A 24,700-nucleotide genomic window follows, 5' to 3' on the forward strand; every position below is an offset into this window, starting at 1 on the left:
CGCCAGGTTAAACCCTAATGCGTCATGACCAGAAACCGCACTCTTACGCGTAATCCGCCCAGTGTTTCGCTGCGTGTCAGTTGCGGATGGGTGCGGTGTAGCCGGGCAATATCATTGACCAGCGCCAGGCCGATCCCCGCGCCGGGCTGGGAGCCTGCGTTTTCCAGCCGGTGAAACGGCAACAGCGCCTGGGGGATCTGGTCGTCGTCTATTCCCGGCCCGCTGTCCTCTACCACCAGCACCACGGCCTCGCCCTCGCGGTCAAGCCTTGCCGTCACCGTTCCCTGCGGCGGCGTGTATTTCAAGGCATTGTCCAGGAGATTACCGCACAGTTCGCCCAGTAAGACCTCATCCCCCTCCATCCAGACCGACGCCTGTACGCCCTCGTAGCCAAGATCGATCTGTTTACTGCGCGCCTGCGCCAGTCGGGTAAAACAGCTTTGCTGCACTACGGCGAACAGATCTACCGGCGCAAACTGGCGCTCGCCCTGCTCTTTGCGCTTTACCGCCGAAAGCTGCAACAGCCTTTCGGTAAGCAGAATGGTATTGTCCAGCGTTGTGCTCATCGCCCGTAAGCTCTCGTACCATTGCTGCGGCTCCCGGCTCGCCAGCGCCACCGCCGCCTGGGTTTTCAACACCGCCAGCGGCGTTTTTAACTGATGGGACGCGTCGGCGCTAAAACGTTCCTGACGCGAGATCAGCACGCGCAGCCGGTCAAGGTAACGGTTGAAGGCCACGATCAGCAGGCGAGTTTCCGACCACGGCAGCAGTTCCGGTAACGGCGTGAGCAACCCCGGCTCACGGCGGACCATCAGCGAAGAGAGCTGGCGCATGGGTTTGAGCACCCGACGCAGTAACCAGCCGACCAGCACCAGCGTCAGCAACACCAACAGCCCCTGCGTGACCCAGGACGAAAACAGCAGTTGTCCCGCCAGATAGCGCCGGGACTGTAGCGTTTCGGCCACGTAGATTTCCGCCATTCCGACGATCCCGCCTTCGTTCACCGGCTGCAGCAAACGCGCGACGCGTATCGCCTGCCCGCGATATTGGGTGTGATAAAACCACGCCAGCGCCGGATAAAGCCGGGTTCGCGAGGTCGCAGGCGGCATCACGGGCATATCGTCATAGCCGGAGATCACCCGCCCCGCCGGATCCACCACTTTGTAATACAACCGATCGTTCATGTTGAGCTCAAAGCTGTCCAGCACCACCCACGGAACGTTGACCTCCAGCCTGCCGTTACGCACTTCCAGCCGTTCCGCCACCGTGCGTGCAGAAGAAAGCAGAGTGCGATCATAGGCCTGGGTCGCGGCCTGTAGCGCGCTGACATAGCTGTTAAATGCCGAAAATCCCCACAGCAGGAGCAACGGTAGCCCCAGAAACAGCAGCAGTTGCAGGTACAGCGACTGCGGTTTAACCCACCTCATCGCCGCACTCCAGCACGTAGCCCAACCCGCGCAGGGTTGTGATTCGCACGTTGCTGCCGTGGAGTTTTTTGCGCAGGCGATGAATATACAGTTCGATGCTTTCCGGGCTGACTTCATCGTTCAGACTGAATACCTGTTCAAACAACTGCTGACGCGACACCGGGCGCGTTCGCCGGTACATCAGCACCGTCAGTAGCGCCAGCTCTCGCGGGGTGAGCGCCAGCGGCTGCTGCTGAAGCAAAAAATACCCCTCGTCGTGAAACGCCAGATCGCCCAGTTGCTGGAGCTCCTGCACCTGGCCCGCACTGCGCCGCAGCAGGGCGCGCAGCCGCGCGTCAAGCTCCTCCAGCTCAAACGGCTTGGGCAGGTAGTCATCTGCGCCGACGTTCAGCCCCTTTACCCGATCCGCCACCGCGCTGCGTGCTGTTAACAACAGGACGGGCAGCGTCTGCCCACGTTTGCGCAGACGCTGCACCACTTCCAGCCCGTCAATACCGGGCATATTGATGTCCAGCACCGCCAGCGCATAGCTTTCGCGGTGCAACAGATGGTCGGCAGCCAGTCCGTCGAACACGCAGTCCACGGCGAACCCGTTCTGCACCAGCGCTTTTTCCAGCCAGTGAGCCAGCTCACGGTTATCTTCCGCCAATAAGAGACGCATATCACATCCTGTAAAGTTTCTGCCGCATTGAAAGGGAAATGAAAGGTTAATGTTTTAACAATCACGCAACCGAACTGCTACATGCAGGTTCACATAATCAAAAAAATGTTGTTCCGAACCCTACTATCCGGGCATCCGGCGTGAGGATAAACAATGAAAAAACAAGTACTTCGTACTCTTACTGCAAGCGTTTTACTGATGAGCACCTCTGTACTGGCGCAGGACGCGCCGTCACGTACCGAATGTATCGCCCCGGCGAAGCCCGGCGGCGGCTTTGATCTTACCTGCAAACTGATCCAGGTAAGCATGATGGAAACCGGCGCTATCGAAAAACCGATGCGCGTCACCTATATGCCCGGCGGCGTCGGCGCGGTCGCCTATAACGCTATCGTGGCGCAGCGTCCGGCCGAGCCAGGGACTGTGGTCGCCTTCTCCGGCGGCTCGCTGTTAAACCTGTCACAGGGGAAATTTGGCCGCTACGGCGTTGATGATGTGCGCTGGCTGGCGAGTGTGGGCACCGACTACGGCATGATCGCCGTACGCGCCGACTCGCCGTGGACGTCGCTGAAGGATCTGCTCACCGCCATGGAAAAAGATCCCAATAGCGTGGTAATTGGCGCAGGCGCGTCTATCGGCAGCCAGGACTGGATGAAGTCGGCGCTGCTGGCGCAACAGGCGAAGGTCGATCCGCACAAGATGCGCTATGTCGCCTTTGAGGGCGGCGGCGAGCCGGTGACCGCGCTGATGGGCAACCACGTGCAGGTTGTCTCCGGCGATCTCAGCGAAATGGTGCCATACCTGAACGGCGACAAAATTCGCGTGCTCGCGGTGTTCTCAGAAAATCGCCTGCCGGGGCAGTTGGCTGACGTCCCGACCGCCAAAGAGCAGGGCTACGATCTGGTCTGGCCGATCATTCGCGGTTTCTATGTTGGCCCGAAAGTGAGCGACGCCGAATACCAGTGGTGGGTGCAGACGTTCGAAAAGCTGCAGCAGACCGAAGAATTTAAAAAGCAGCGCGATCTGCGCGGCCTGTTTGAATTCAACATGACCGGCAAAGCCCTTGACGAGTATGTCAAAAAACAAGTTACCGGTTACCGGGATCAGGCCAAAGCCTTCGGCCTGGCTAAATAAACGCGGAGGCCTCCATGAGCGATCGTATTTTCGCCGGGATCTGGCTGCTGCTCTGTATCGCCGGGCTGTTTATCGCCTGGCAGATCCAGAGTGAATACAGCTACGAGCCGGTCGGCCCACGCCCGTTTCCTTTGGGGATCATTGGCCTGATGGCGCTATGCGCGCTGGCGCTACTGCTGCGCCATCCGGATGTGGTGGACTGGCCACGCCGTCACGTGCTGCAAAAACTGTTAACGATGGTCATCATCCTGTTGATGTACGCCTGGGGCTTTGAATGGCTGGGCTTTCCCGTCGCTACTGCGATCCTGACGCTGGTCATTGGCCTGCTGTTCGGCGCCACGTTACCTGCAGCGGGGATCTCCGGCGTGATCCTCGGTGTGGCCCTCTGGTACGCCTTCGACCGCCTGCTCGACGTCACCTTACCGCTCGGCGCCTGGCTGAGTTAACGGAGAAACGATGGATACCTGGATATATCTTTCTCAGGGTTTCGCGGTGGCGATGACCCCGGAAAATCTGCTGATCGCGCTGATTGGCTGCTTTGTCGGCACCATTGTCGGATTGCTGCCCGGACTTGGGCCAATCAACGGCGTGGCGATTTTGCTGCCGCTGGCTTTTGCCCTGCACCTGCCCGCCGAGTCGGCGCTGATCCTGCTGGCGACCGTGTACATCGGCTGTGAATATGGCGGGCGCATCTCGTCGATTTTACTCAACGTACCCGGCGATGCGGCGGCGATCATGACCGCCCTTGACGGTTACCCGATGGCGCAACAGGGGCGCGGCGGCGTCGCGCTGTCGATTTCCGCGGTCAGCTCATTCTTTGGCTCGTTGATCGCCATCGGCGGGATCATCCTGTTCGCGCCGCTGTTGGCGCAATGGTCGCTGGCGTTTGGTCCGGCGGAATATTTCGCGCTGATGGTGTTTGCCATCGCCTGCCTCGGCAGCATGATGGCGCAAAACCCACTGAAATCGTTTCTCGCCGCGTTGATCGGACTGGGTCTTGCTACCGTCGGCGTGGACGCTAATACCGGGGTGTATCGCTTTACCTTTGACAGCGTTCACCTTTCCGACGGCGTTCAGTTTATCGTCGTGGTGATCGGCCTGTTCTCAGTGTCTGAAATCCTGTTGATGCTGGAGCACACCAGCAGCGGGCAAACGCTGGTCCGTAAAACCGGACGGATGATGTTTAATCTGAAAGAAGGCGTTCAGTGTGCCGGCACAACGCTGCGCTCGTCGGTGATAGGTTTCTTTGTCGGCGTGCTGCCCGGCGCGGGCGCGACGATTGCCAGCGCCATCACCTACATGACCGAGAAGAAAATCAGCGGCAACAGCGACAGCTTCGGCAAAGGCGATATTCGCGGGGTGGCGGCGCCGGAAGCGGCAAACAACGCGTCGGCCTGTGGCTCGTTTATCCCGATGTTAACGCTGGGGGTTCCCGGTTCCGGCACTACCGCGGTGATGATGGGCGCGCTAACGTTGTACAACATCACACCCGGCCCGGCGATGTTTACCGAACAACCGGACATCGTCTGGGGGCTGATCGCCGCGCTGCTGATCGCCAACGTGATGCTGCTGGTCATGAATATCCCGCTGATCGGCCTGTTTACTCGCATGCTGACCATTCCGCTGTGGTTTCTGGTCCCGGCGATCGCCGCTGTTTCAGCGGTTGGCGTGTACGCGGTCCACAGCACCACCTTCGATCTGGTGCTGATGGTGGCGCTTGGGGTGCTGGGCTATATTTTGCGCAAGATGCATTTCCCGATGTCACCGCTGATCTTAGGCTTCGTCCTCGGCGAAATGCTCGAACAGAACCTGCGCCGCGCGCTGTCCATCAGCAACGGCAATATGGCAATTCTGTGGGAAAGCGGCGTGACCAAAACCCTGCTGGTGATGGCGGTGGCAGTGATTATCGTCCCTCCCGTGTTACGCATCATCCGTAAACGCCAGGCAAAGCCGCAGGTTGAAGTTGGCTAATCCTGCGGCGCGGCAATTGCCTCGATCCGTTCTTCAAGATAACCGAAGAACGGATTCGAGGTGACGCGCATCAGTGTGTCTGCTCCCACCAGCAGCGTGCCAGTCTCACCACGCAACGCAATCGTCCCCATACTCAGCCCATAACGGTTTATCTGCTCCGGTTTCAGGCCATACAGGGAGTCGGTCACGGGAAATGGCACCGCTACGTGCGACAGGGAATACATCTCCTGCGGCCAGACTTCATGCAAAGGCTGAATCTTTTCTTCCTGATTCCCGGCTGCCGTGTCGCGCGCCACAACCGCCAGCGTGTCTGCCGCGGCGTTAGCGATGACCGTGGCGCGGTAAGCGCGCGGCGCTGGCGGCAACAGCGTGGCGGCAGCGGTGTAAGAAGACGTTCGCAACAGCGGGCGCAGACTGGCAGCCTGGTTGATATCGAACAGCACCAGTTCGCTGCCGTTTGCCGGAAGATAACGATATAGCGAGTCCACTACCGCGTGGGTGCTGACGGTGGAGTCCATCACTGACTGAAAGGTCAGCACCGGCGGCAATGCCGTTAAACGGCGGCGCTTCGCGTCGTCGACGAGCTGCGTTTGCAACGCGCGGGTCAGCAGATACGACTGGCGCGCGGCATTAACCGGAAACGAATTGTATTTGAAAGGATTGTATTCAGGCGTCACGTTGAGCCACGCCGCTTTGGCAAACGCCGGAAACCATGCCGGAAGACCGGCCAGTCCGGCAAAACGGGCGAAAGCGGTGACGCCAATCATCGGCGACAGCAGCACCATCTGGCTGGGACGCCGCAAAGACGCGTCCTCCAGGCTGTCGAGCGTGTATTTCATTGCCAGCGCACCGCCGTTGGAGTAACCCACCAGATGCAACGGCAGGTCACGCCCCCCAAGCCGCGTCGCTTCCCGTATCGCCAGCCGCGTCGCTGCCAGCCAGTCCTGCCATGCCACGTCAGTCAGCGCTCCGGGGGCGGTGCCGTGTCCGGGCAAACGCGGTACCACGACGATATACCCCCACTGCCGGTAGCGCTGCGCCACGTGCTTCAGGCTGTACGGCGAGTCGGTTAAACCATGCAACATGACCACCGCGCCGCGCGGCGCCCCCTGCGGCAGCAGGACGAATGAACGATTTCCGTTCGGCGTAAACTGCTGAGGATAAACCCGGCTTCCGGCCCAGTAGCGGTTGATCGGCGTTTGCTGTTCGGCGCCGAGCTTGTCGCTGATCTCGACTTTCATCGCGTCGAATAAGCGCGCCTCGTGCGCCTGATATTGCGCGAAGGTGGCGCTCTCCAGCGCCTTCGCGGACATTTCCTCGCCATGCCAGGTATGCCAGAGCTGAAGGTCGGGACCGCGTTCGGTCTGATAAACCCGCACGCCGAGAAAGAGAATCAGTACCGCCAGCAACGTCAGGGAGACGTGCTTAATCAGCGCGATCAGTCCGGCGCTTACCCATTTCAGCCGACGAAAGCCGTGTTTAATCATGACGTTAATCCCGTTGTGCTGCGTACCTGACGCGCGATAAACGGCGTTAGTTTAGGCTAACTCACGGATTCCTCAATCTTTTCTTCCACACTCTGTCCTGTCGTCGGCGTCAATCAGAAACCCGCAATGTTAAATATTTGTAGCTTTAGATCACAAAAAATACACATTAGCGATTATTTTGTGCGCGTTTATTAAAAATGTAGATATTTTTAATTTATGGCTACGAAATGAGCATCACCCTGACTCCCCGACGACTCACAGAGAGGAATGTTTCCGATGAACGCACTGACCGCCGTAAAACCGACTCCTGAAGACACCGATCAACGCTATAGCGGGTTCACCCTGACGCCTTCAGCCCAGTCTTCGCGACTGCTGGAGCTGACTTTTTCCGCCCCAACCACAAACGCGTTCCTCACGCAGGTAGCGCAGTGGCCGGTGCAGGCGCTGGAGTATAAATCCTTCCTGCGCTTTAAGGTCGCGAAGATCCTCGACGATCTGTGCGGCAATCAGTTGCAACCGCTGCTGCTGAAAACATTGCTGGATCGCGCCGAAGGGGCGTTACTGATCAATGCTGAAGGGATCGATAACGTTAGTCAGGCCGACGACATGGTCAAGTTGGCGACGGCAGTGGCGCATCTCATCGGGCGCTCGAATTTCGATGCGATGAGCGGCCAGTACTATGCGCGCTTTGTGGTCAAAAACGTGGACAACTCTGACAGCTATCTGCGCCAGCCGCACCGGGTGATGGAGCTGCACAACGACGGGACTTACGTTGAGGAGATCACCGATTTTGTGCTGATGATGAAAATCGACGAGCAGAATATGACCGGCGGCAACTCGCTGCTGCTGCATCTCGACGACTGGGAGCATCTGGAAGAATACTTCCGCCATCCGCTGGCGCGTCGCCCGATGCGCTTTGCCGCGCCGCCGAGCAAAAACGTCAGCCAGGACGTGTTCCATCCGGTGTTTGACGTGGACCCGCAGGGTCGCCCGGTGATGCGCTACATTGACCAGTTCGTCCAGCCGAAAGATTTTGAGGAAGGCGTCTGGCTGAGCGACCTTTCTGATGCGCTGGAAACCAGCAAAAATATTCTTTCCGTCCCGGTTCCGGTGGGCAAGTTCCTGCTGATCAATAACCTGTTCTGGCTACACGGGCGCGACCGTTTTACCCCGCACCCGGATCTGCGCCGTGAGTTAATGCGCCAGCGCGGCTATTTCGCGTATTCCGCCCACCGTTACCAGACGCATCACTAAGTGGGAAGGAAGAGCGGATGTATGATTTTGTGATTATCGGCGGCGGCATTATCGGCATGTCGACCGCCATGCAGTTGATTGACGTCTACCCCGACGCCCGCATTGCGCTGCTGGAAAAAGAGTCCGGCCCGGCCAGCCACCAAACGGGCCATAACAGCGGCGTGATCCATGCTGGCGTTTACTACACGCCTGGCAGTCTGAAGGCGCAGTTTTGCTTTGCCGGAAACCGCGCCACCAAAGCCTTTTGCGATCAAAATGGCATCCGTTACAACACTTGCGGAAAAATGCTGGTCGCGACCTCGGAACGGGAAATGGAACGGATGCGCGCGCTGTGGGATCGCACCGCCGCCAACGGTCTGGAACGCGAATGGCTGAACGCCGATGCGCTTCGCGAGCGTGAACCCAACATCACCGGTCTGGGCGGCATTTTCGTGCCGTCGAGCGGGATCGTCAGCTATCGCGACGTCGCGGCGGCAATGGCGAAAATTTTCCAGGCCAGAGGCGGCGAGGTGATCTATCACGCGGAGGTCAGCGCCCTGAACGAGCATGCGGCAGGGGTGGTGGTGCGAACGCGGCAGGGTAAAGAGTATCACGCCGCCACGCTGATAAGCTGCGCGGGGCTGATGGCTGATCGGCTGGTGAAAATGCTGGGCGTCGATCCGGGTTTTATCATTTGCCCGTTCCGTGGCGAATATTTTCGCCTGGCGCCAGAGCATAATCAGATCGTCAATCATCTCATCTACCCGATCCCCGATCCGGCGATGCCGTTTCTGGGCGTTCATCTTACCCGCATGATCGACGGCAGCGTCACCGTTGGGCCAAACGCGGTGCTGGCCTTTAAGCGTGAAGGCTATCGCAAGCGCGACTTTTCGCTGGCCGATACGCTGGAGATCTTCGGCTCCGCCGGCGTTCGCCGCGTGCTGCAAACAAACCTTCGTTCCGGGCTTGGCGAAATGAAAAATTCGCTGTGCAAAAGCGGCTATTTGCGGCTGGTGCAGAAATATTGTCCGAGCCTGACCCTCGCCGATCTGCACCCGTGGCCTGCGGGCGTCAGGGCGCAGGCGGTATCGCCGGACGGCAAGCTGATCGACGATTTTCTGTTTGTGACCACACCGCGTTCTGTTCACACCTGCAACGCGCCTTCGCCGGCAGCGACGTCGGCCATGCCTATCGGCGCGCACATCGTCAGCAAAGTGCAAACCCTGCTGGCCAGCCAAAGCAACCCCGGGCGCACACTGCGTGCGGCGCGCAGCGTGGACACCTTACACGCCGCCTTTACCCGTTAACCCTTTTTACGACAGGAAGCCCCTATGCAACTTAATGATTCTGGTTTGTTCCGCCAGCAGGCGTTTATCGACGGTCGCTGGCGCGACGCCAGCAGCGGCGAAGTGATTAGCGTTGTCAATCCCGCAAACGGCCAGACGCTGGGTAGCGTGCCAAAGATGGGCGCAGCGGAAACCCGCGAAGCCATTGACGCCGCAAACCGTGCCCTGCCCGCCTGGCGCGCGCTCACCGCCAAAGAGCGGGCGACATTTTTGCGTCGCTGGTTCAATTTGATGCTGGAGCACCAGGACGATCTCGCCCGTCTGATGACCCTGGAACAGGGAAAACCGCTGGCGGAGGCCAAAGGGGAAATCAGCTATGCGGCATCGTTTATTGAATGGTTTGCCGAAGAGGGCAAGCGGATCTACGGCGACACGATTCCGGGACATCAGGCCGACAAACGTCTGATTGTCATCAAGCAGCCGATTGGCGTGACGGCCGCGATCACCCCGTGGAATTTTCCTTCGGCAATGATCACCCGAAAAGCCGGTCCGGCGCTGGCGGCAGGCTGCACGATGGTGCTGAAGCCCGCCAGCCAGACTCCCTTTTCCGCGCTGGCGCTGGCCGAACTGGCGAACCGGGCGGGGATTCCAGCGGGCGTGTTCAGCGTGGTGACCGGGTCGGCAAGCGCGGTAGGCAACGAACTCACCGGCAATCCACTGGTGCGCAAACTGTCGTTTACCGGCTCGACGGAAATTGGTCGACAGCTCATGCAGCAGTGCGCCAGAGACATTAAGAAAGTGTCGCTGGAGTTGGGCGGCAATGCGCCGTTTATCGTTTTTGACGATGCCGATCTCGATAAAGCCGTCGAAGGCGCGCTGGCGTCGAAGTTTCGTAACGCCGGACAAACCTGTGTCTGCGCCAACCGTCTGTACGTGCAGGAGGGGGTATATGAACGCTTTGCAGAAAAATTGCATCAGGCGGTGCAAACCTTGCGCCTCGGTGACGGCCTGGATCCGGAGGTGACCACCGGGCCGCTGATCGACGACAAAGCGGTCGGTAAAGTCCAGGAGCACATTGCCGACGCGCTGGCGAAAGGGGCGCGGGTGCTCACCGGCGGCGAGGCGCACGCGCTGGGAGGCAATTTCTTCCAGCCCACGATTCTGGTAGACGTACCGGCCAGCGCGAAGGTCGCTAAAGAAGAGACGTTCGGTCCGCTGGCGCCGCTGTTCCGCTTTCGCGACGAAGCCGACGTCATCCGCCAGGCGAATGACACCGAATTTGGCCTTGCCGCTTACTTCTACGCTCGCGATTTAAGCCGCGTTTTTCGCGTCGGTGAAGCGCTGGAGTACGGCATTGTGGGAATTAACACCGGCATTATCTCCAACGAAGTCGCGCCGTTTGGCGGGATCAAAGCTTCCGGTCTTGGCCGTGAAGGATCGAAATATGGCATCGAAGATTACTTAGAAATCAAATATATGTGCATCGGTCTGTCATGATCTTTTTTGTCCGGAACGGGCATCGTTGAAAGCCGGATGCCCAGTCTGTATCAGCAACGCGCCATCCGGCAAACGGGCAACATAACAATAACGGGGTAAAAGTATGGGGCAACTGTCGCAATCACATGATTTAGGGGGCGGGCTGAAATCACGCCACGTCACCATGCTGTCTATCGCCGGGGTTATTGGCGCCAGTCTGTTTGTCGGCTCCAGCGTCGCCATCGCCCAGGCCGGTCCTGCGGTACTACTGGCCTATCTGTTTGCCGGGCTGCTGGTGGTGATGATAATGCGAATGCTGGCGGAAATGGCCGTCGCCACGCCGGACACGGGGTCCTTTTCCACCTATGCCGACAAGGCCATCGGACGTTGGGCAGGCTACACCATCGGCTGGCTGTACTGGTGGTTCTGGGTGCTGGTCATTCCGCTTGAAGCCAATATTGCGGCGATCATTCTTCATTCGTGGATACCGGGGATCCCCATCTGGCTGTTCTCGCTGGTCATCACGCTGGCATTAACCGGCAGTAATTTGCTGAGCGTCAAAAACTACGGTGAGTTTGAGTTCTGGCTGGCGCTGTGCAAAGTGATTGCCATTCTGGCCTTTATCGCGCTGGGCGCGGCGGCGATAAGCGGCTTTTATCCCTGGGCCGAGGTTGGCGGCATTTCGCGCCTGTGGGATCACGGCGGCTTTATGCCCAACGGTTTTGGCGCGGTGCTGAGCGCAATGCTGATCACCATGTTTTCCTTTATGGGAGCGGAAATCGTGACCATTGCCGCCGCCGAATCGGACACGCCGGATAAGCACATCGTTCGCGCCACTAACTCGGTGATCTGGCGGATCTCACTCTTTTATCTCTGCTCTATTTTTGTGGTCGTGGCGCTGATCCCGTGGAATACGCCAGGGTTGAAGGAGACGGGATCGTATCGCTCGGTGCTGGAGTTACTGAATATTCCGCACGCCAAACTGATTATGGACGCAGTGATCCTGCTGTCGGTGACCAGTTGTCTGAACTCCGCATTGTATACCGCTTCCCGTATGCTCTATTCCCTGAGCCGCCGCGGCGATGCCCCGGCGATAATGGGGAAAACCAACCGCAGCAAAACGCCTTACGTGGCGGTGCTGCTGTCGACCGGCGCAGCGTTTCTGACGGTGGTTGTGAATTATTACGCGCCCGCGAAAGTGTTTAAATTTCTGATCGACAGTTCCGGCGCCATCGCCCTGCTGGTTTATCTGGTGATCGCCGTGTCGCAACTGCGGATGCGTAAAATCCTGCTGGCGGAAGGCGGCGAACTCACCCTTAAAATGTGGCTGTATCCGTGGCTCACCTGGCTGGTGATCGGTTTTATCTGCTTTGTACTGGTGGTGATGCTGTTTCGGCCCGCGCAGCAGCTGGAGGTGATTTCCACCTGTCTGTTAGGTATCGGTATCGTTTGTACCGTACCGATTATGTCGCGCTGGAAAAAACTGGTATTGTGGCATAAGTCACCCATGCACCCTACCCGGTAGCGCTGATCCCTGCGCAGACCGGGCGTTCTGTTCAGGAGTAAGACCATGACCGCCATTTCGCATCCGACGGCCATTGATGGATACCGCTGGCTCAAGAATGACATTATTCGCGGTGTGTACCAGCCGGATGAAAAGCTGCGCATGAGCTTACTCACGTCACGTTATGCGCTGGGCGTCGGCCCGCTCAGAGAGGCGCTGTCTCAACTGGTGGCTGAGCGGCTGGTTACGGTGGTGAATCAGAAAGGCTATCGGGTCGCGTCGATGTCCGAGCAGGAACTGCTCGATATCTTCGACGCCCGCGCCAATATGGAGGCGATGCTGGTCGGGCTGGCCATTGCGCGTGGCGATGATGAATGGGAAGCAGAGATCCTGGCGCGGGCGCATATGCTGAGCAAACTGGAAGCCAGCCACGCCAGCGAACAACTGCTTGACGAGTGGGATTTACGTCATCAGGCGTTTCATACCGCCATCGTTGCCGGATGCGGTTCGCGCTATCTGTTGCAAATGCGCGAGCGGCTGTTCGATCTGGCAGCACGGTATCGCTTTATCTGGCTGCGCACCACGGTACTGTCGGTAGAGATGCTTGAGGATAAACACGAGCAACATCAGGCGTTGACAGAGGCGATTCTGGCGCGCGATGCCGGGCGCGCCAGTGAATTAATGCGCCAGCATATGCTGACGCCTATTCCCGTTATTCAGCAAGCCATGTCCGGCAAGCTGCGAATGGAAAAGCCGTGACTGCTTTTATTCTTCCGGAATACGCAGAACCTGTCCGGGATAAATTTTATCCGGACTGCTCAGCATCGGCTTATTCGCTTCGAAGATTTTATTATACAGATTAGCGTTACCATATACCTGTTTAGAAATAGCGCTTAAGGTGTCGCCGGATTTCACCGTATAGAACTGACTTTCCGCAGCGGGCGCGGCGGTTTTCACCTGATCTTCTACGCTACCAATACCGGAAATATTCCCGACCGCAATCAGGATTTTTTCTTTCGCTTCCTGACTCAGGCCGTCGCCGGTTACCGTCGCTTTACCGTCGGCAATTTGCACATTCACTTTATCGGCATCCGGAATACCGGTTTTGTTCAGGTGATCCTGTACTTTTTTCGCTAAATCGTCTTTATCGTGATTACCGGTTACGGCATCCCAAAGTTTCTCGCCAGCGTCTTTTACAAAGTTGAAAAGTCCCATATTCACCTCGATTGTTTGCAATAAATACACCCGAAGTGTAGCAGAAAGTTTCGCTTAAAATTCCGAAAGCCATTAAGAAACGAAGCCCGGCTGGCAGAATGCCCCGGGCGGGTAACAGGTTAAGAAAGACCTTAGCTACGGGTTTGCACCCAGAAGGCGTGGATCAGACCCGGGATATAGCCCAGCAGGGTCAGCACAATATTCAGAATAAAGGCCCAGCCAAACCCCTTACCTAACAGAACGCCAAGCGGCGGTAAAATAATGGTAAATACAATTCTCCAGAAACCCATACACACTCCATACATGCAAATTAATCTTTGTTTAAAAAGAGATTTTATCTCTAAGCATAGTAATTTTACGCCAACCCGCCAGTTTCGCCTTTCGCTTTTACCCTCTTTTACGCTCTTTACACTGGCGCTCTTTTTACCATTACTTTAGAATCTACTTAACTTAGCAAAAACTAAATTAATCATGAACGATCTTGAACAGCTCCAGGCCAGCGCTGAACAGGCGGCGGCCCTGCTTAAAGCAATGAGCAACTCTAAACGTTTGCTGATCCTGTGCATGCTCTGCGGTTCACCTGGCACCAGCGCGGGCGAGCTGGCGCGCATCACAGGGCTTAGCGCGTCAGCCACCTCTCAGCATCTGGCGCGAATGCGCGATGAAGGGCTTATCGACAGTCAGCGCGACGCCCAGCGTATTCTCTATTCCATTAAGAACACGGCGGTGAATGCACTCATTGCCACACTAAAAAACCTTTATTGTCCATAAGGAGTGAACATGGCTATCGGGACACTTACCGCGCGTGAAGCGCAGGCGCGTATCGCCGCAGGCGCAAAACTGATTGACGTTCGCGACGCCGACGAGTATCTGCGTGAACACATACCGCAGGCGGCGCTCGCCCCGTTGCCCACGCTGGAGCTACACGGTTTACCGGCGCAGCTGCGAAGCGAGCAGATTATCTTTCACTGCCAGTCGGGCAAGCGCACGCAAAACAACGCGGCAAGGCTGGAAGCTGTCGCCGCGCCGGCAGAAGCCTGGCTGCTTGAGGGGGGGATCGAGGGCTGGAAAAACGCCGGATTACCGACAGTGGAAGATAAATCGCAGCCGTTGCCTTTGATGCGTCAGGTGCAGATCGCCGCAGGCGGGCTGACGCTGGCAGGCGTGGTGCTGGGCTATACCCTGAGCAGCGGCTTTTTTCTGCTGAGCGGCTTTGTCGGCGCGGGGTTAGTCTTTGCCGGATTAACCGGCTTTTGCGGCATGGCGCGCCTGCTTGATAAAATGCCGTGGAATCGTCGCGCGCACGCGCCTGAGTGAAATAAGCGGTGAGCATTGTCTCACCGCCGTTGTGATTAGATCAGGAAATCGTCGAGGGATTTTCCTTCCGCCAGCGCTTTGGCGATCGGTTTCGGCGTACGCCCCTGGCCGGTCCAGGTTTTACTTTCGCCATTTACATCGGTAAAGCGATATTTCGCCGGGCGCGGTTGACGTTTTTTAGTCACGCGCACGTTCGCTTTTTCACCGGCAAATAACTCCTCCGGATTAATTCCCTCGGCTTTCAGCAGTTCCAGCCACGTCTTAATTTTCTCCTGCTGTTCCTGACGTTCACGCTGTAACTGTTCTTCTTCTTCGCGTCTTTCTTTAGTGACCACCCTGAATTTCTCGAGCATTTCTTCAAGGACGTCAATGGAGAATTCGCGGGCCATTGCGCGTAATGTGCGAATATTATTTAAGTTATGTAACATCACATTCATAATAATTAAAACCTTATAACGCTAAAACATATGTATTACGCCGGGTAGTGTATTCGATCATAAAATCATTTTCCAGAGGTAATAATACCACGGGTATTATTCCGTTCTCATTCTCTGGCGTGCCCATCACCCTATTCTTTAATGCTTTCTGAATTATATTCAGGCTAATTTTTAGCGCGCCGTATGCGCTAGCGGAATAAGCTCAGGCGCTACCTTTGTCAAATTTTCGCTTATAACAAACTTTGTCGTCAGGTATTTTATAATAACCCACTGATTTTTAATGATTTCCACTCTACGAACAACAAAAACTCCACGCAACGCGCTAAACGCGCCGCCGCAGAGTATTTTATCGACAAAAAGCCACAAAATAAAAAGATTTCTCTAGTTGATAGTTACAAGGCAGCCATATAATCTATCATTAAGCGAAAACACCGCCAAAAACCACTACGAAAAGCTTGTTTGCTATCGATTTTATCCTCTTTTGACAGGAGCATTAGCATGTTCTCACCGCAGTCACGCTTACGTCATGCCGTCGCTGACACGTTTGCGATGGTTGTTTATTGTTCTGTTGTGAACATGTTGATTGAGATCTTTCTTTCCGGGATGACCTTTGAACAGTCTCTGTCATCGCGACTGGTCGCTATTCCGGTTAATATTCTGATCGCCTGGCCGTACGGTATGTATCGCGATCTGTTTATGAAAGGCGCGCGCCGTTTAAGCACCGCGGGCTGGATGAAAAATCTGGCGGATGTGCTGGCGTATGTAACCTTTCAGTCGCCGGTATACGTAGCGATCCTGCTGACAGTGGGTGCAGACTGGCATCAGATTACAGCAGCGGTGAGTTCGAATATCGTGGTATCGATGATGATGGGGGCGGTGTATGGCTATTTTCTCGATTACTGCCGCCGGCTGTTTCGGGTTAGCCGTTACCAACAGATCAAAGCCTGAAGCGTGAGCGACTGGCCTTGCCAGTCGCACAATTATTTAGCCTCGCCAAACAGCCCATTTAAATATCGCTCAAGCGCAATACGCGAACTAAAGCCGTGCGGAATACCGTAATGTTCATGGGTCTCGCCGGCTAAATAAAGCGGAAAATGCTGGTAATGCTCGCAGGTTTTTATTTCCGACGCAGGTTCCGCCAGCGATGAACTGCGCTCTTTCAGGGTAGGATGACACCAGCGCCGTGCGTCCCATGCGCGCTTCTCGATTCACATAAACATAATTTTCGCCACGTCGATAACCGTACGCTTTCTGTGTCACCACATCGACGGTAAACCCCACTTTTTCAAGTACGCGCGCCACCTCGTCAGGTCGTAAATACATATATTTTCCTCGTTATCTTTTACTGCGGGCTTACCTTACCTGATTCAGCATTAGCAACGCTTTCAGAAAAGTCCATAAACACGCGATAACGCCGTGATGCGTCTCAGAAGTTAAAAATATGAACTAAACTGAAAAGCGACATCGAAATCACTGGAGGATCATATGTTTAACAGACCGAACCGCAACGATGTAGATGAAGGCGTGCAGGATATTCATAATGACGTCAACCAGTTAGCGGATAGCCTGGAAGCCGTGCTGAAGTCATGGGGTAGCGATGCGAAGGACGAAGCGGAAGCCGCGCGGCGTAAAGCGCAGGCGCTGCTGAAAGAGACCCGCGCGCGGATGCAGGGTCGTACCCGCGTTTCGCAAGCGGCACGTGACGCCGTTGGCTGCGCCGATACCTTTGTACGTGAGAAACCGTGGTGCAGCGTCGGAACGGCGGCGGCCATTGGGATCTTTGTTGGCGCGCTGTTAAGCCTGCGTCGCTAACCGCGTGACGCTTGTCCGGCCTGCCTGCACAGTGGGCCGGATAAGATTTCCCCCCGTTGCTCTACTACCCTCCTCCCCTTTTGCCCCTTTAACATCGACGCCAGCGACCGGGCGCCTTCAACGTCAATGACCCACTGGATACCGCCATTCGACTCACTTGCGCCCATAGCAGCCCATTCCCGCTGAGCTCATCATCAGGACCACCATCAATCGGAATTTCCCATATCTTGTATGGTTGAAACTTATTTCAACTACATCTAGTATTCCCTTTATCAACTCACACTCAACCGACGCGTCACATCGCGCCGTTCTTTTCATTTTAAATGGAAATACGAATCATGCGCATTACTATTTACACTCGCAATGACTGTGTTCAGTGCCACGCCACGAAACGGGCAATGGAAAGCCGGGGCTTTAACTTTGAGATGGTAAATGTCGACCTGGAACCCGACGCTGCGGATACGCTACGCGCGCAGGGCTTTCGCCAACTGCCAGTCGTCATTGCAGGAGACATCAGTTGGTCGGGATTCCGCCCGGACATGATCAACCGCCTGCATCCGGAACCACGCGTGGCCAGCGCATGAACCCGCTCGTCTACTTCTCCAGCAGCTCCGAAAATACGCACCGTTTTATCCTGCGTCTGGGGCTGCCCGCCATTCGCATTCCGCTGAATGAACGCGAGCGTATCCGGGTAGACGAGCCGTACATTCTGGTAGTGCCCTCCTACGGGGGCGGCGGTACGGCGGGGGCGGTCCCCCGGCAGGTGATCCGCTTTTTAAACGATGAACACAACCGGGCGCTCATTCGCGGCGTCATTGCCTCGGGCAACCGCAACTTTGGTGAAGCCTACGGTCGCGCAGGCGACGTGATCGCCCAGAAATGCGCCGTTCCCTGGCTTTATCGCTTTGAGCTAATGGGTACGCCAGCCGACATTGAGAACGTCCGAAAAGGAGTAAGCGAATTTTGGCAACGACAACCGCAGAACGCGTAATGCAGGAAAAACGGGACTACCACGCGCTGAACGCGATGCTCAATCTGTACGATAAAGCAGGCCGTATTCAGTTCGAAAAAGACAGCGAGGCGGTGGATGCTTTTTTCGCCGCCCACGTTCGCCCTAACGCCGTGACGTTCAGCAGCCAGCAGGAACGACTCGACACGCTCGTTAACGAAGGCTATTACGATAGCGGCGTGTTGAGCCGCTACGATCGCCGGTTCGTGCTGGATTTGTTTGCCCACGCTCACGCCAGCGGTTTTCGCTTTCAAACCTTTCTCGGGGCGTGGAAGTTTTACACCAGCTATACGCTGAAAACCTTCGATGGCAAACGCTATCTGGAAGACTTTGAAGACCGGGTGGTGATGGTGGCGTTGACGCTCGCACAGGGGGATGAAACGCTGGCCACGCGGCTAACCGACGAAATGCTCTCGGGGCGCTTTCAGCCCGCCACGCCGACCTTTTTAAACTGTGGAAAACAGCAGCGTGGCGAACTGGTTTCCTGCTTCCTGCTGCGCATCGAAGACAATATGGAATCGATTGGCCGGGCGGTGAACGCCGCGCTCCAGCTATCAAAACGCGGCGGCGGCGTGGCGTTTCTGCTCTCCAACCTGCGGGAAGCGGGCGCGCCGATTAAGCGCATTGAGAATCAGTCCTCCGGGGTGATCCCGGTCATGAAGATGCTGGAAGACGCGTTTTCTTATGCCAACCAGCTCGGCGCGCGTCAGGGGGCGGGGGCAGTATATTTGCATGCGCACCACCCGGATATCCTGCGCTTTCTCGATACCAAACGCGAAAACGCCGATGAAAAAATTCGCATCAAAACGCTCTCACTTGGGGTGGTGATCCCGGACGTGACCTTTCGGCTGGCAAAAGAGAACGCGCAAATGGCGCTGTTTTCTCCTTATGACGTGGAGCGCATCTACGGCAAACCGTTCGGCGATATCGCAGTTAGCGAGCTTTACGATGAGCTGGTCGCCGACGCGCGGGTGCGCAAAACATACATTAACGCCCGCGACTTCTTCCAGACGCTTGCGGAAATTCAGTTCGAATCCGGCTATCCGTACATCATGTTTGAGGATACGGTAAACCGCGCGAACCCCATTGCTGGCCGTATTAATATGAGCAACCTGTGCTCGGAAATTTTGCAGGTTAACAGCGCTTCCACCTATGATGAAAATCTCGACTACGCGCAGGTCGGCCACGACATTTCCTGCAATCTTGGCTCGCTGAATATCGCTCATACTATGGATTCGCCAGACATCGGGCGCACCGTGGAAACGGCTATCCGCGGCCTGACAGCGGTATCCGATATGAGCCACATCCGTAGCGTGCCGTCGATAGAGGCGGGCAACGCCGCGTCACATGCGATCGGGCTTGGGCAAATGAACCTGCACGGGTATCTGGCGCGCGAAGGCATTGCCTACGGCTCACCGGAAGGGCTGGATTTCACCAATCTTTACTTCTACACCATCACCTGGCATGCGCTAAACACCTCGATGTTGCTGGCGCGAGAGCGCGGTCAGACCTTTGCCGGATTCTCACAATCGCGTTACGCCAGCGGTGAATATTTCACCCAGTATTTGCAGGGCAACTGGCAGCCGAAAACAGAGAAAGTTCGCGCGCTGTTCGCCCGCAGCGGCATTACCCTGCCGACGCGCGAAATGTGGCAACAATTGTGCGACGACGTGATGCGCTACGGCATTTACAACCAGAATTTACAGGCGGTGCCGCCCACCGGCTCGATTTCGTACATTAATCATGCGACTTCCAGCATTCATCCGATTGTCTCGAAGGTGGAGATCCGCAAAGAGGGCAAGACCGGGCGCGTTTACTACCCTGCCCCGTTTATGACCAATGAAAACCTGGCGATGTATCAGGATGCGTATGAGATCGGCCCGGAAAAAATCATCGACACCTATGCCGAAGCGACGCGCCATGTGGATCAGGGGCTGTCGCTGACCCTGTTTTTCCCTGACACTGCGACCACTCGCGACATTAACAAAGCGCAGATTTACGCCTGGCGAAAAGGCATTAAGTCGCTGTATTACATCCGGCTGCGCCAGCTGGCGCTGGAAGGCACTGAAATTGAAGGCTGCGTCTCGTGCGCACTGTAAGGAGAGCGGAATGACATTAACACGCGTGAGCGCCATTAACTGGAACAAGATTCAGGATGACAAAGATCTGGAAGTGTGGAATCGCCTGACCAGCAACTTCTGGTTGCCGGAAAAGGTGCCGCTGTCGAACGATATTCCGGCATGGCAAAGTTTAAGCCCGGCGGAGCAACAGCTCACTATCCGCGTCTTTACCGGGCTGACGCTGCTCGACACCATTCAGAATATCGCTGGCGCGCCGTCGCTGATGGCCGATTCCCTCACCCCACACGAGGAGGCGGTGCTGTCGAACATCAGCTTTATGGAAGCCGTGCATGCCCGCTCCTACAGCTCAATCTTCTCGACGCTCTGTCAGACGAAAGATGTCGATGCCGCCTACGCGTGGAGTGAAGAAAACGCGCCGCTCCAGCGCAAAGCGCAGATTATTCTGGCGCATTACGCCCACGGCGAACCGCTGAAAAAGAAGATTGCCAGTGTTTTTCTTGAGTCTTTTCTGTTCTATTCCGGCTTCTGGCTGCCAATGTATTTCTCCAGCCGCGGCAAACTGACCAACACCGCCGATCTGATCCGCCTCATCATCCGCGACGAGGCGGTGCATGGCTATTACATAGGCTATAAGTACCAGAAAGGGCTGGAGAAACTGCCGGAACCGACGCGTGAAGAACTGAAGAACTTCGCGCTGGATTTACTGATGGATCTGTACGACAACGAAGTCCGCTATACCGAAGAACTGTATGCCGACACCGGCTGGGCGGAGGACGTGAAAGCGTTTCTCTGCTACAACGCCAATAAGGCGCTGATGAACCTCGGCTATGACGCGCTGTTTCCGGCAGAGATGGCGGAGGTTAACCCGGCGATTCTCGCGGCGCTGTCGCCAAACGCGGATGAAAACCATGACTTTTTCTCCGGTTCAGGCTCGTCCTACGTCATGGGCAAAGCCGTCGAAACCGAAGATGAAGACTGGAATTTTTAACGCAAATTATCTTAAAAATAGCCCGACAGTTTTCGGGTAAATATTTTTTACGGATCGCGTTTTTATCACACAAATATCGTCGAGTGAACTACACTCATTCACTGATGCCTTATTCGCCTGAATGCTTCCTCATCCAGGCGAATTTTGCCTGTCCGTGTCAACAAATATCATTTTTTTACACTTGCGATCAGCCCTTATATCACGGGGAATTCCGGCAAATTCCCCCTGGGGCTATTTCACCAATTCACACATTCAGGGTTGTCTCAGATTCTCAGTATGTTAGGGTAGAAAAAAGTGACTATTTCTATCAGGTAACATATCGACATAAATAAATAACAGGAATCTTTCTATTGCATGGCAATTAAATTAGAAGTTAAGAATCTATACAAGGTATTTGGAGAGCATCCGCAACGCGCCTTCAAGTATATTGAAAAAGGACTTTCGAAAGAGCAAATTCTGGAAAAAACAGGGCTATCGCTTGGCGTAAAAGACGCCAGTCTGGCCATTGAAGAAGGCGAGATATTTGTCATCATGGGATTATCCGGTTCGGGTAAATCCACAATGGTACGCCTTCTCAATCGCCTGATTGAACCCACCCGCGGACAGGTACTGATCGACGGCGTGGATATTGCAAAAATATCCGAAGCTGAACTTCGCGAGGTGCGCAGAAAAAAGATTGCGATGGTCTTCCAGTCATTTGCGCTGATGCCGCATATGACCGTGCTGGATAATACGGCTTTCGGCATGGAATTAGCCGGCGTCTCCGCCGAGGAACGCCGGGAAAAAGCGCTGGACGCCTTACGCCAGGTCGGTCTGGAGAATTACGCGCACGCCTGGCCGGACGAACTTTCCGGCGGCATGCGTCAGCGTGTTGGTCTGGCCCGCGCATTAGCCATTAACCCTGACATTTTATTAATGGACGAGGCCTTCTCCGCCCTCGACCCGTTAATTCGTACCGAAATGCAGGATGAACTGGTCAAACTGCAGGCAAAGCATCAGCGCACAATTGTGTTTATTTCCCACGATCTCGACGAAGCGATGCGCATTGGCGACCGTATCGCCATTATGCAAAATGGCGAAGTGGTCCAGGTCGGTACACCGGACGAAATTCTCAATAATCCGGCCAATGATTATGTGCGCACATTCTTCCGTGGCGTTGATATTAGCCAGGTGTTTAGCGCGAAAGATATTGCCCGTCGCAGTCCGGTGGGGCTGATTCGTAAAACGCCAGGTTTCGGCCCGCGTTCGGCACTGAAATTATTGCAGGATGAAGACCGGGAATTTGGCTACGTAATTGAGCGCGGAAATAAATATGTGGGTGTGGTTTCCATCGACTCATTAAAAAGCGCATTAAGCCAGACTCAGGGGATCGAAGGCGCGTTAATTGACGAACCGCTGGCCGTTGATGCGCAAACTCCGCTTAGCGAGTTGCTCTCTCATGTTGGACAGGCGCCGTGCGCGGTGCCGGTTGTCGATGAAGAACAACAGTATGTCGGCATCATTTCAAAACGCATGCTGCTACAGGCTTTAGATCGCGAGGGGGCAAATAATGGCTGATCAATCGAATCCGTGGGATACCGCACCGGCGGCCGATAGCGCCGCTCAGTCCGCCGACGCCTGGGGCTCGGCGGCCAGCACGCCGACCGACGGCGGTGGCGCAGACTGGCTGACCAGCGTGCCCGCACCGGCGCCAGAGCATTTTTCTATTCTGGATCCGTTCCATAAAACCCTGATCCCGCTCGACAGCTGGGTCACGCACGGGATCGACTGGGTCGTAACCCATTTCCGTCCCGTTTTCCAGGGCATACGTGTCCCGGTGGATTACATTCTTAACGGCTTTCAGCAACTGCTGCTGGGTATGCCCGCGCCGGTAGCGATTGTTATTTTCGCCCTGCTCGCCTGGCAGATCTCCGGCGTTGGGATGGGCGTGGCGACGCTGATCTCGCTGATCGCGATCGGCGCGATCGGCGCCTGGTCGCAGGCGATGATTACCCTGGCGTTGGTACTGACCGCCCTGCTGTTCTGCGTGGCGATTGGCCTGCCGATGGGGATCTGGCTGGCGCGCAGTCCGCGTGCGGCGAAGATCGTCCGGCCACTGCTCGACGCCATGCAGACCACGCCGGCGTTCGTGTACCTGGTGCCGATTGTGATGCTGTTTGGTATCGGCAACGTGCCAGGCGTGGTAGTAACCATTATCTTTGCGCTGCCGCCTATTGTCCGTCTGACGATTCTTGGCATCAACCAGGTGCCGGCGGACCTGATCGAGGCATCACGTTCGTTCGGCGCCAGCCCGCGGCAGATGCTGTTTAAGGTTCAGTTACCGCTGGCGATGCCGACCATTATGGCTGGCGTCAACCAGACGCTGATGCTGGCGCTGTCGATGGTGGTTATCGCCTCGATGATTGCCGTCGGCGGTCTGGGTCAGATGGTGCTGCGCGGTATTGGCCGTCTCGATATGGGGCTGGCGACCGTCGGCGGGGTGGGGATTGTGATCCTCGCCATTATTCTTGACCGCCTGACTCAGGCCGTCGGTCGCGATTCCCGCAGTCGCGGCAACCGTCGCTGGTATACCACCGGCCCTGTCGGGTTACTTACCCGCCCATTTACAAAATAAGGAACAACGATGCGACATAGCGTACTTTTTGCCACAGCGTTTGCCACCCTTGTCTCTACCAGCACGTTCGCGGCTGACCTGCCGGGCAAAGGCATTACCGTTCAACCGGTACAGAGCACCATCACCGAAGAAACCTTCCAGACGCTGCTGGTGAGCCGCGCGCTGGAAAAACTGGGTTACACCGTCAGCAAGCCGAGCGAGGTCGACTATAACGTCGGCTACACCTCCATCGCCTCTGGCGATGCCACCTTTACCGCCGTGAACTGGCAGCCGCTGCATGATGATATGTATGCCGCAGCAGGCGGCGACAAGAAGTTTTATCGCGAGGGAGTCTTTGTTACCGGCGCGGCGCAAGGGTATCTGATCGATAAGAAAACCGCCGAGCAGTACAACATCACCAATATCGCCCAGTTAAAAGATCCGAAGATTGCAAAGATTTTTGACACCAACGGCGACGGAAAAGCGGACATGATGGGCTGCTCGCCGGGCTGGGGCTGTGAAGCAGTAATTAATCACCAGAACACAGCGTTCGATCTGGAAAAAACCGTTGAGGTCAGCCACGGTAACTATGCGGCGATGATGGCCGACACCATCACCCGATTTAAAGAGGGCAAACCGATTCTGTATTATACCTGGACGCCATACTGGGTGAGCGACGTTATGAAGCCGGGCAAAGATGTGGTCTGGCTGCAGGTGCCGTTCTCTTCCCTGCCAGGCGAGCAGAAGGACATTGATACCAAATTGCCTAATGGTGCGAACTATGGCTTCCCGGTGAACACCATGCACATCGTCGCCAACAAAGCCTGGGCCGAGAAAAACCCGGCGGCGGCGAAACTGTTCGCGATCATGAAGCTGCCGCTGGCGGACATCAACGCGCAAAACGCGATGATGCATGCGGGTAAAGCCTCAGAAGCCGACGTTCAGGGTCATGTGGACGGCTGGATCAAAGCCCACCAGCAGCAGTTTGACGGCTGGGTGAGCGACGCGCTGGCCGCACAGAAGTAAGGCTTACCTCTTGCCGGATAAGGTGCTCAGGCCCCTTATCCGGCAC

General features: G+C 56.2%; 25 protein-coding genes and 1 pseudogene. 19 read left to right on the forward strand and 7 right to left on the reverse strand.

The window, feature by feature from the left end; genetic code table 11:
- Positions 1–14: 14 nt before the first annotated feature.
- Positions 15–1,427, reverse strand: coding sequence for a sensor histidine kinase (locus tag OOJ60_RS06145; protein WP_205612252.1), 1,413 nt, complete (start codon positions 1,425–1,427; stop codon positions 15–17).
- Positions 1,414–2,088, reverse strand: coding sequence for a transcriptional regulator TctD (gene tctD, locus OOJ60_RS06150; protein WP_042288453.1), 675 nt, complete (start codon positions 2,086–2,088; stop codon positions 1,414–1,416). The genes OOJ60_RS06145 and tctD overlap by 14 nt, the downstream gene beginning before the upstream one ends.
- Before the next feature lie 153 nt (positions 2,089–2,241).
- Here tctD and OOJ60_RS06155 point away from each other — a divergent pair, with 153 nt between their 5' ends.
- The 3 genes from OOJ60_RS06155 to OOJ60_RS06165 are packed head-to-tail and all read left to right on the forward strand — an operon-like array spanning position 2,242 to position 5,190.
- The gene (locus OOJ60_RS06155; RefSeq protein ID WP_205612253.1) at positions 2,242–3,219 is read left to right on the forward strand and encodes a Bug family tripartite tricarboxylate transporter substrate binding protein; all 978 of its coding nucleotides are present in this window, start codon (positions 2,242–2,244) and stop codon (positions 3,217–3,219) included.
- A 14-nt stretch (positions 3,220–3,233) separates the two neighbouring features.
- Positions 3,234–3,665, forward strand: a complete 432-nt coding sequence (locus tag OOJ60_RS06160; protein ID WP_042288459.1) for a tripartite tricarboxylate transporter TctB family protein — start codon at positions 3,234–3,236, stop codon at positions 3,663–3,665.
- A 10-nt stretch (positions 3,666–3,675) separates the two neighbouring features.
- Positions 3,676–5,190 (forward strand): tripartite tricarboxylate transporter permease, encoded by a 1,515-nt coding sequence (locus OOJ60_RS06165; protein ID WP_205612254.1) that lies wholly within the window; start codon positions 3,676–3,678, stop codon positions 5,188–5,190.
- Here the strand turns inward: OOJ60_RS06165 and OOJ60_RS06170 are convergent.
- On the reverse strand, positions 5,187–6,674 hold the full coding sequence (locus OOJ60_RS06170; protein ID WP_233470887.1) for an alpha/beta hydrolase: 1,488 nt from the start codon (positions 6,672–6,674) through the stop codon (positions 5,187–5,189). The two genes, OOJ60_RS06165 and OOJ60_RS06170, sit on opposite strands and share 4 nt — an antisense overlap.
- Before the next feature lie 279 nt (positions 6,675–6,953).
- On the opposite strand from OOJ60_RS06170, the gene glaH reads away from it, so the two are divergent.
- The 5 genes from glaH (at position 6,954) to csiR (ending at position 12,935) form a co-directional block, all read left to right on the forward strand.
- Positions 6,954–7,931: a glutarate dioxygenase GlaH gene (gene glaH / locus OOJ60_RS06175; protein WP_042288468.1), complete on the forward strand. Its 978-nt coding sequence runs from the start codon at positions 6,954–6,956 to the stop codon at positions 7,929–7,931.
- A 17-nt stretch (positions 7,932–7,948) separates the two neighbouring features.
- The gene (gene lhgO, locus OOJ60_RS06180) at positions 7,949–9,217 is read left to right on the forward strand and encodes an L-2-hydroxyglutarate oxidase (RefSeq protein ID WP_205612256.1); all 1,269 of its coding nucleotides are present in this window, start codon (positions 7,949–7,951) and stop codon (positions 9,215–9,217) included.
- 24 nt (positions 9,218–9,241) lie between these two features.
- Entirely contained in the window at positions 9,242–10,693 is a 1,452-nt protein-coding gene (gene gabD / locus OOJ60_RS06185) for an NADP-dependent succinate-semialdehyde dehydrogenase (protein ID WP_199957105.1), read from the forward strand.
- Positions 10,694–10,796: 103 nt separating this feature from the next.
- Positions 10,797–12,197: a GABA permease gene (gene gabP, locus OOJ60_RS06190; protein ID WP_042288477.1), complete on the forward strand. Its 1,401-nt coding sequence runs from the start codon at positions 10,797–10,799 to the stop codon at positions 12,195–12,197.
- A 45-nt stretch (positions 12,198–12,242) separates the two neighbouring features.
- Entirely contained in the window at positions 12,243–12,935 is a 693-nt protein-coding gene (csiR, locus tag OOJ60_RS06195; protein WP_042288480.1) for a DNA-binding transcriptional regulator CsiR, read from the forward strand.
- Between the two features lie 6 nt (positions 12,936–12,941).
- Here the strand turns inward: csiR and lysM are convergent, their stop codons facing one another.
- Entirely contained in the window at positions 12,942–13,391 is a 450-nt protein-coding gene (gene lysM / locus OOJ60_RS06200) for a peptidoglycan-binding protein LysM (RefSeq protein ID WP_042288484.1), read from the reverse strand.
- Between the two features lie 131 nt (positions 13,392–13,522).
- Positions 13,523–13,681: a YqaE/Pmp3 family membrane protein gene (locus OOJ60_RS06205; protein ID WP_042288486.1), complete on the reverse strand. Its 159-nt coding sequence runs from the start codon at positions 13,679–13,681 to the stop codon at positions 13,523–13,525.
- Between the two features lie 181 nt (positions 13,682–13,862).
- Between OOJ60_RS06205 and OOJ60_RS06210 the strand changes: the two genes are divergently transcribed.
- Positions 13,863–14,162 (forward strand): ArsR/SmtB family transcription factor, encoded by a 300-nt coding sequence (locus tag OOJ60_RS06210; protein ID WP_205612257.1) that lies wholly within the window; start codon positions 13,863–13,865, stop codon positions 14,160–14,162.
- Between the two features lie 9 nt (positions 14,163–14,171).
- Positions 14,172–14,708 (forward strand): rhodanese family protein, encoded by a 537-nt coding sequence (locus tag OOJ60_RS06215; protein ID WP_060569142.1) that lies wholly within the window; start codon positions 14,172–14,174, stop codon positions 14,706–14,708.
- 35 nt (positions 14,709–14,743) lie between these two features.
- Here the strand turns inward: OOJ60_RS06215 and stpA are convergent, their stop codons facing one another.
- A complete protein-coding gene (gene stpA / locus OOJ60_RS06220; protein WP_042288495.1) occupies positions 14,744–15,145 on the reverse strand; it encodes a DNA-binding protein StpA in 402 nt (133 codons plus the stop codon).
- 498 nt (positions 15,146–15,643) lie between these two features.
- Here stpA and alaE point away from each other — a divergent pair, with 498 nt between their 5' ends.
- Positions 15,644–16,093, forward strand: a complete 450-nt coding sequence (gene alaE, locus OOJ60_RS06225; RefSeq protein WP_042288498.1) for an L-alanine exporter AlaE — start codon at positions 15,644–15,646, stop codon at positions 16,091–16,093.
- Positions 16,094–16,125: 32 nt separating this feature from the next.
- On the opposite strand, the pseudogene OOJ60_RS06230 reads toward alaE, so the two are convergent.
- Positions 16,126–16,468: pseudogene (locus tag OOJ60_RS06230) on the reverse strand (DUF2002 family protein).
- Positions 16,469–16,630: 162 nt separating this feature from the next.
- Here OOJ60_RS06230 and OOJ60_RS06235 point away from each other — a divergent pair.
- The 8 genes from OOJ60_RS06235 (at position 16,631) to proX (ending at position 24,654) form a co-directional block, all read left to right on the forward strand.
- Complete coding sequence (locus tag OOJ60_RS06235) at positions 16,631–16,957, forward strand: DUF883 domain-containing protein (protein ID WP_042288505.1); 327 nt, start codon at positions 16,631–16,633, stop codon at positions 16,955–16,957.
- 338 nt (positions 16,958–17,295) lie between these two features.
- A complete protein-coding gene (gene nrdH / locus OOJ60_RS06240; RefSeq protein ID WP_205612258.1) occupies positions 17,296–17,541 on the forward strand; it encodes a glutaredoxin-like protein NrdH in 246 nt (81 codons plus the stop codon).
- Positions 17,538–17,948 carry a class Ib ribonucleoside-diphosphate reductase assembly flavoprotein NrdI gene (gene nrdI / locus OOJ60_RS06245; protein ID WP_042288511.1) on the forward strand — a complete coding sequence of 137 codons (411 nt, stop codon included), beginning with the start codon at positions 17,538–17,540 and terminating at the stop codon, positions 17,946–17,948. Before nrdH ends, nrdI begins: the two co-directional genes overlap by 4 nt.
- Positions 17,921–20,065 (forward strand): class 1b ribonucleoside-diphosphate reductase subunit alpha, encoded by a 2,145-nt coding sequence (gene nrdE / locus OOJ60_RS06250; protein WP_060569139.1) that lies wholly within the window; start codon positions 17,921–17,923, stop codon positions 20,063–20,065. Before nrdI ends, nrdE begins: the two co-directional genes overlap by 28 nt.
- A gap of 10 nt (positions 20,066–20,075) precedes the next feature.
- The gene (gene nrdF, locus OOJ60_RS06255) at positions 20,076–21,035 is read left to right on the forward strand and encodes a class 1b ribonucleoside-diphosphate reductase subunit beta (protein ID WP_042288515.1); all 960 of its coding nucleotides are present in this window, start codon (positions 20,076–20,078) and stop codon (positions 21,033–21,035) included.
- Between the two features lie 354 nt (positions 21,036–21,389).
- Complete coding sequence (gene proV, locus OOJ60_RS06260; RefSeq protein WP_060569138.1) at positions 21,390–22,592, forward strand: glycine betaine/L-proline ABC transporter ATP-binding protein ProV; 1,203 nt, start codon at positions 21,390–21,392, stop codon at positions 22,590–22,592.
- Complete coding sequence (gene proW, locus OOJ60_RS06265; protein WP_205612259.1) at positions 22,585–23,649, forward strand: glycine betaine/L-proline ABC transporter permease ProW; 1,065 nt, start codon at positions 22,585–22,587, stop codon at positions 23,647–23,649. Before proV ends, proW begins: the two co-directional genes overlap by 8 nt.
- Before the next feature lie 9 nt (positions 23,650–23,658).
- Entirely contained in the window at positions 23,659–24,654 is a 996-nt protein-coding gene (gene proX / locus OOJ60_RS06270) for a glycine betaine/L-proline ABC transporter substrate-binding protein ProX (protein WP_205612260.1), read from the forward strand.
- Positions 24,655–24,700 lie beyond the last annotated feature (46 nt).

Source organism: Citrobacter sp. R4, from assembly GCF_026719175.1.
Lineage (GTDB): Bacteria > Pseudomonadota > Gammaproteobacteria > Enterobacterales > Enterobacteriaceae > Citrobacter_A > Citrobacter_A sedlakii.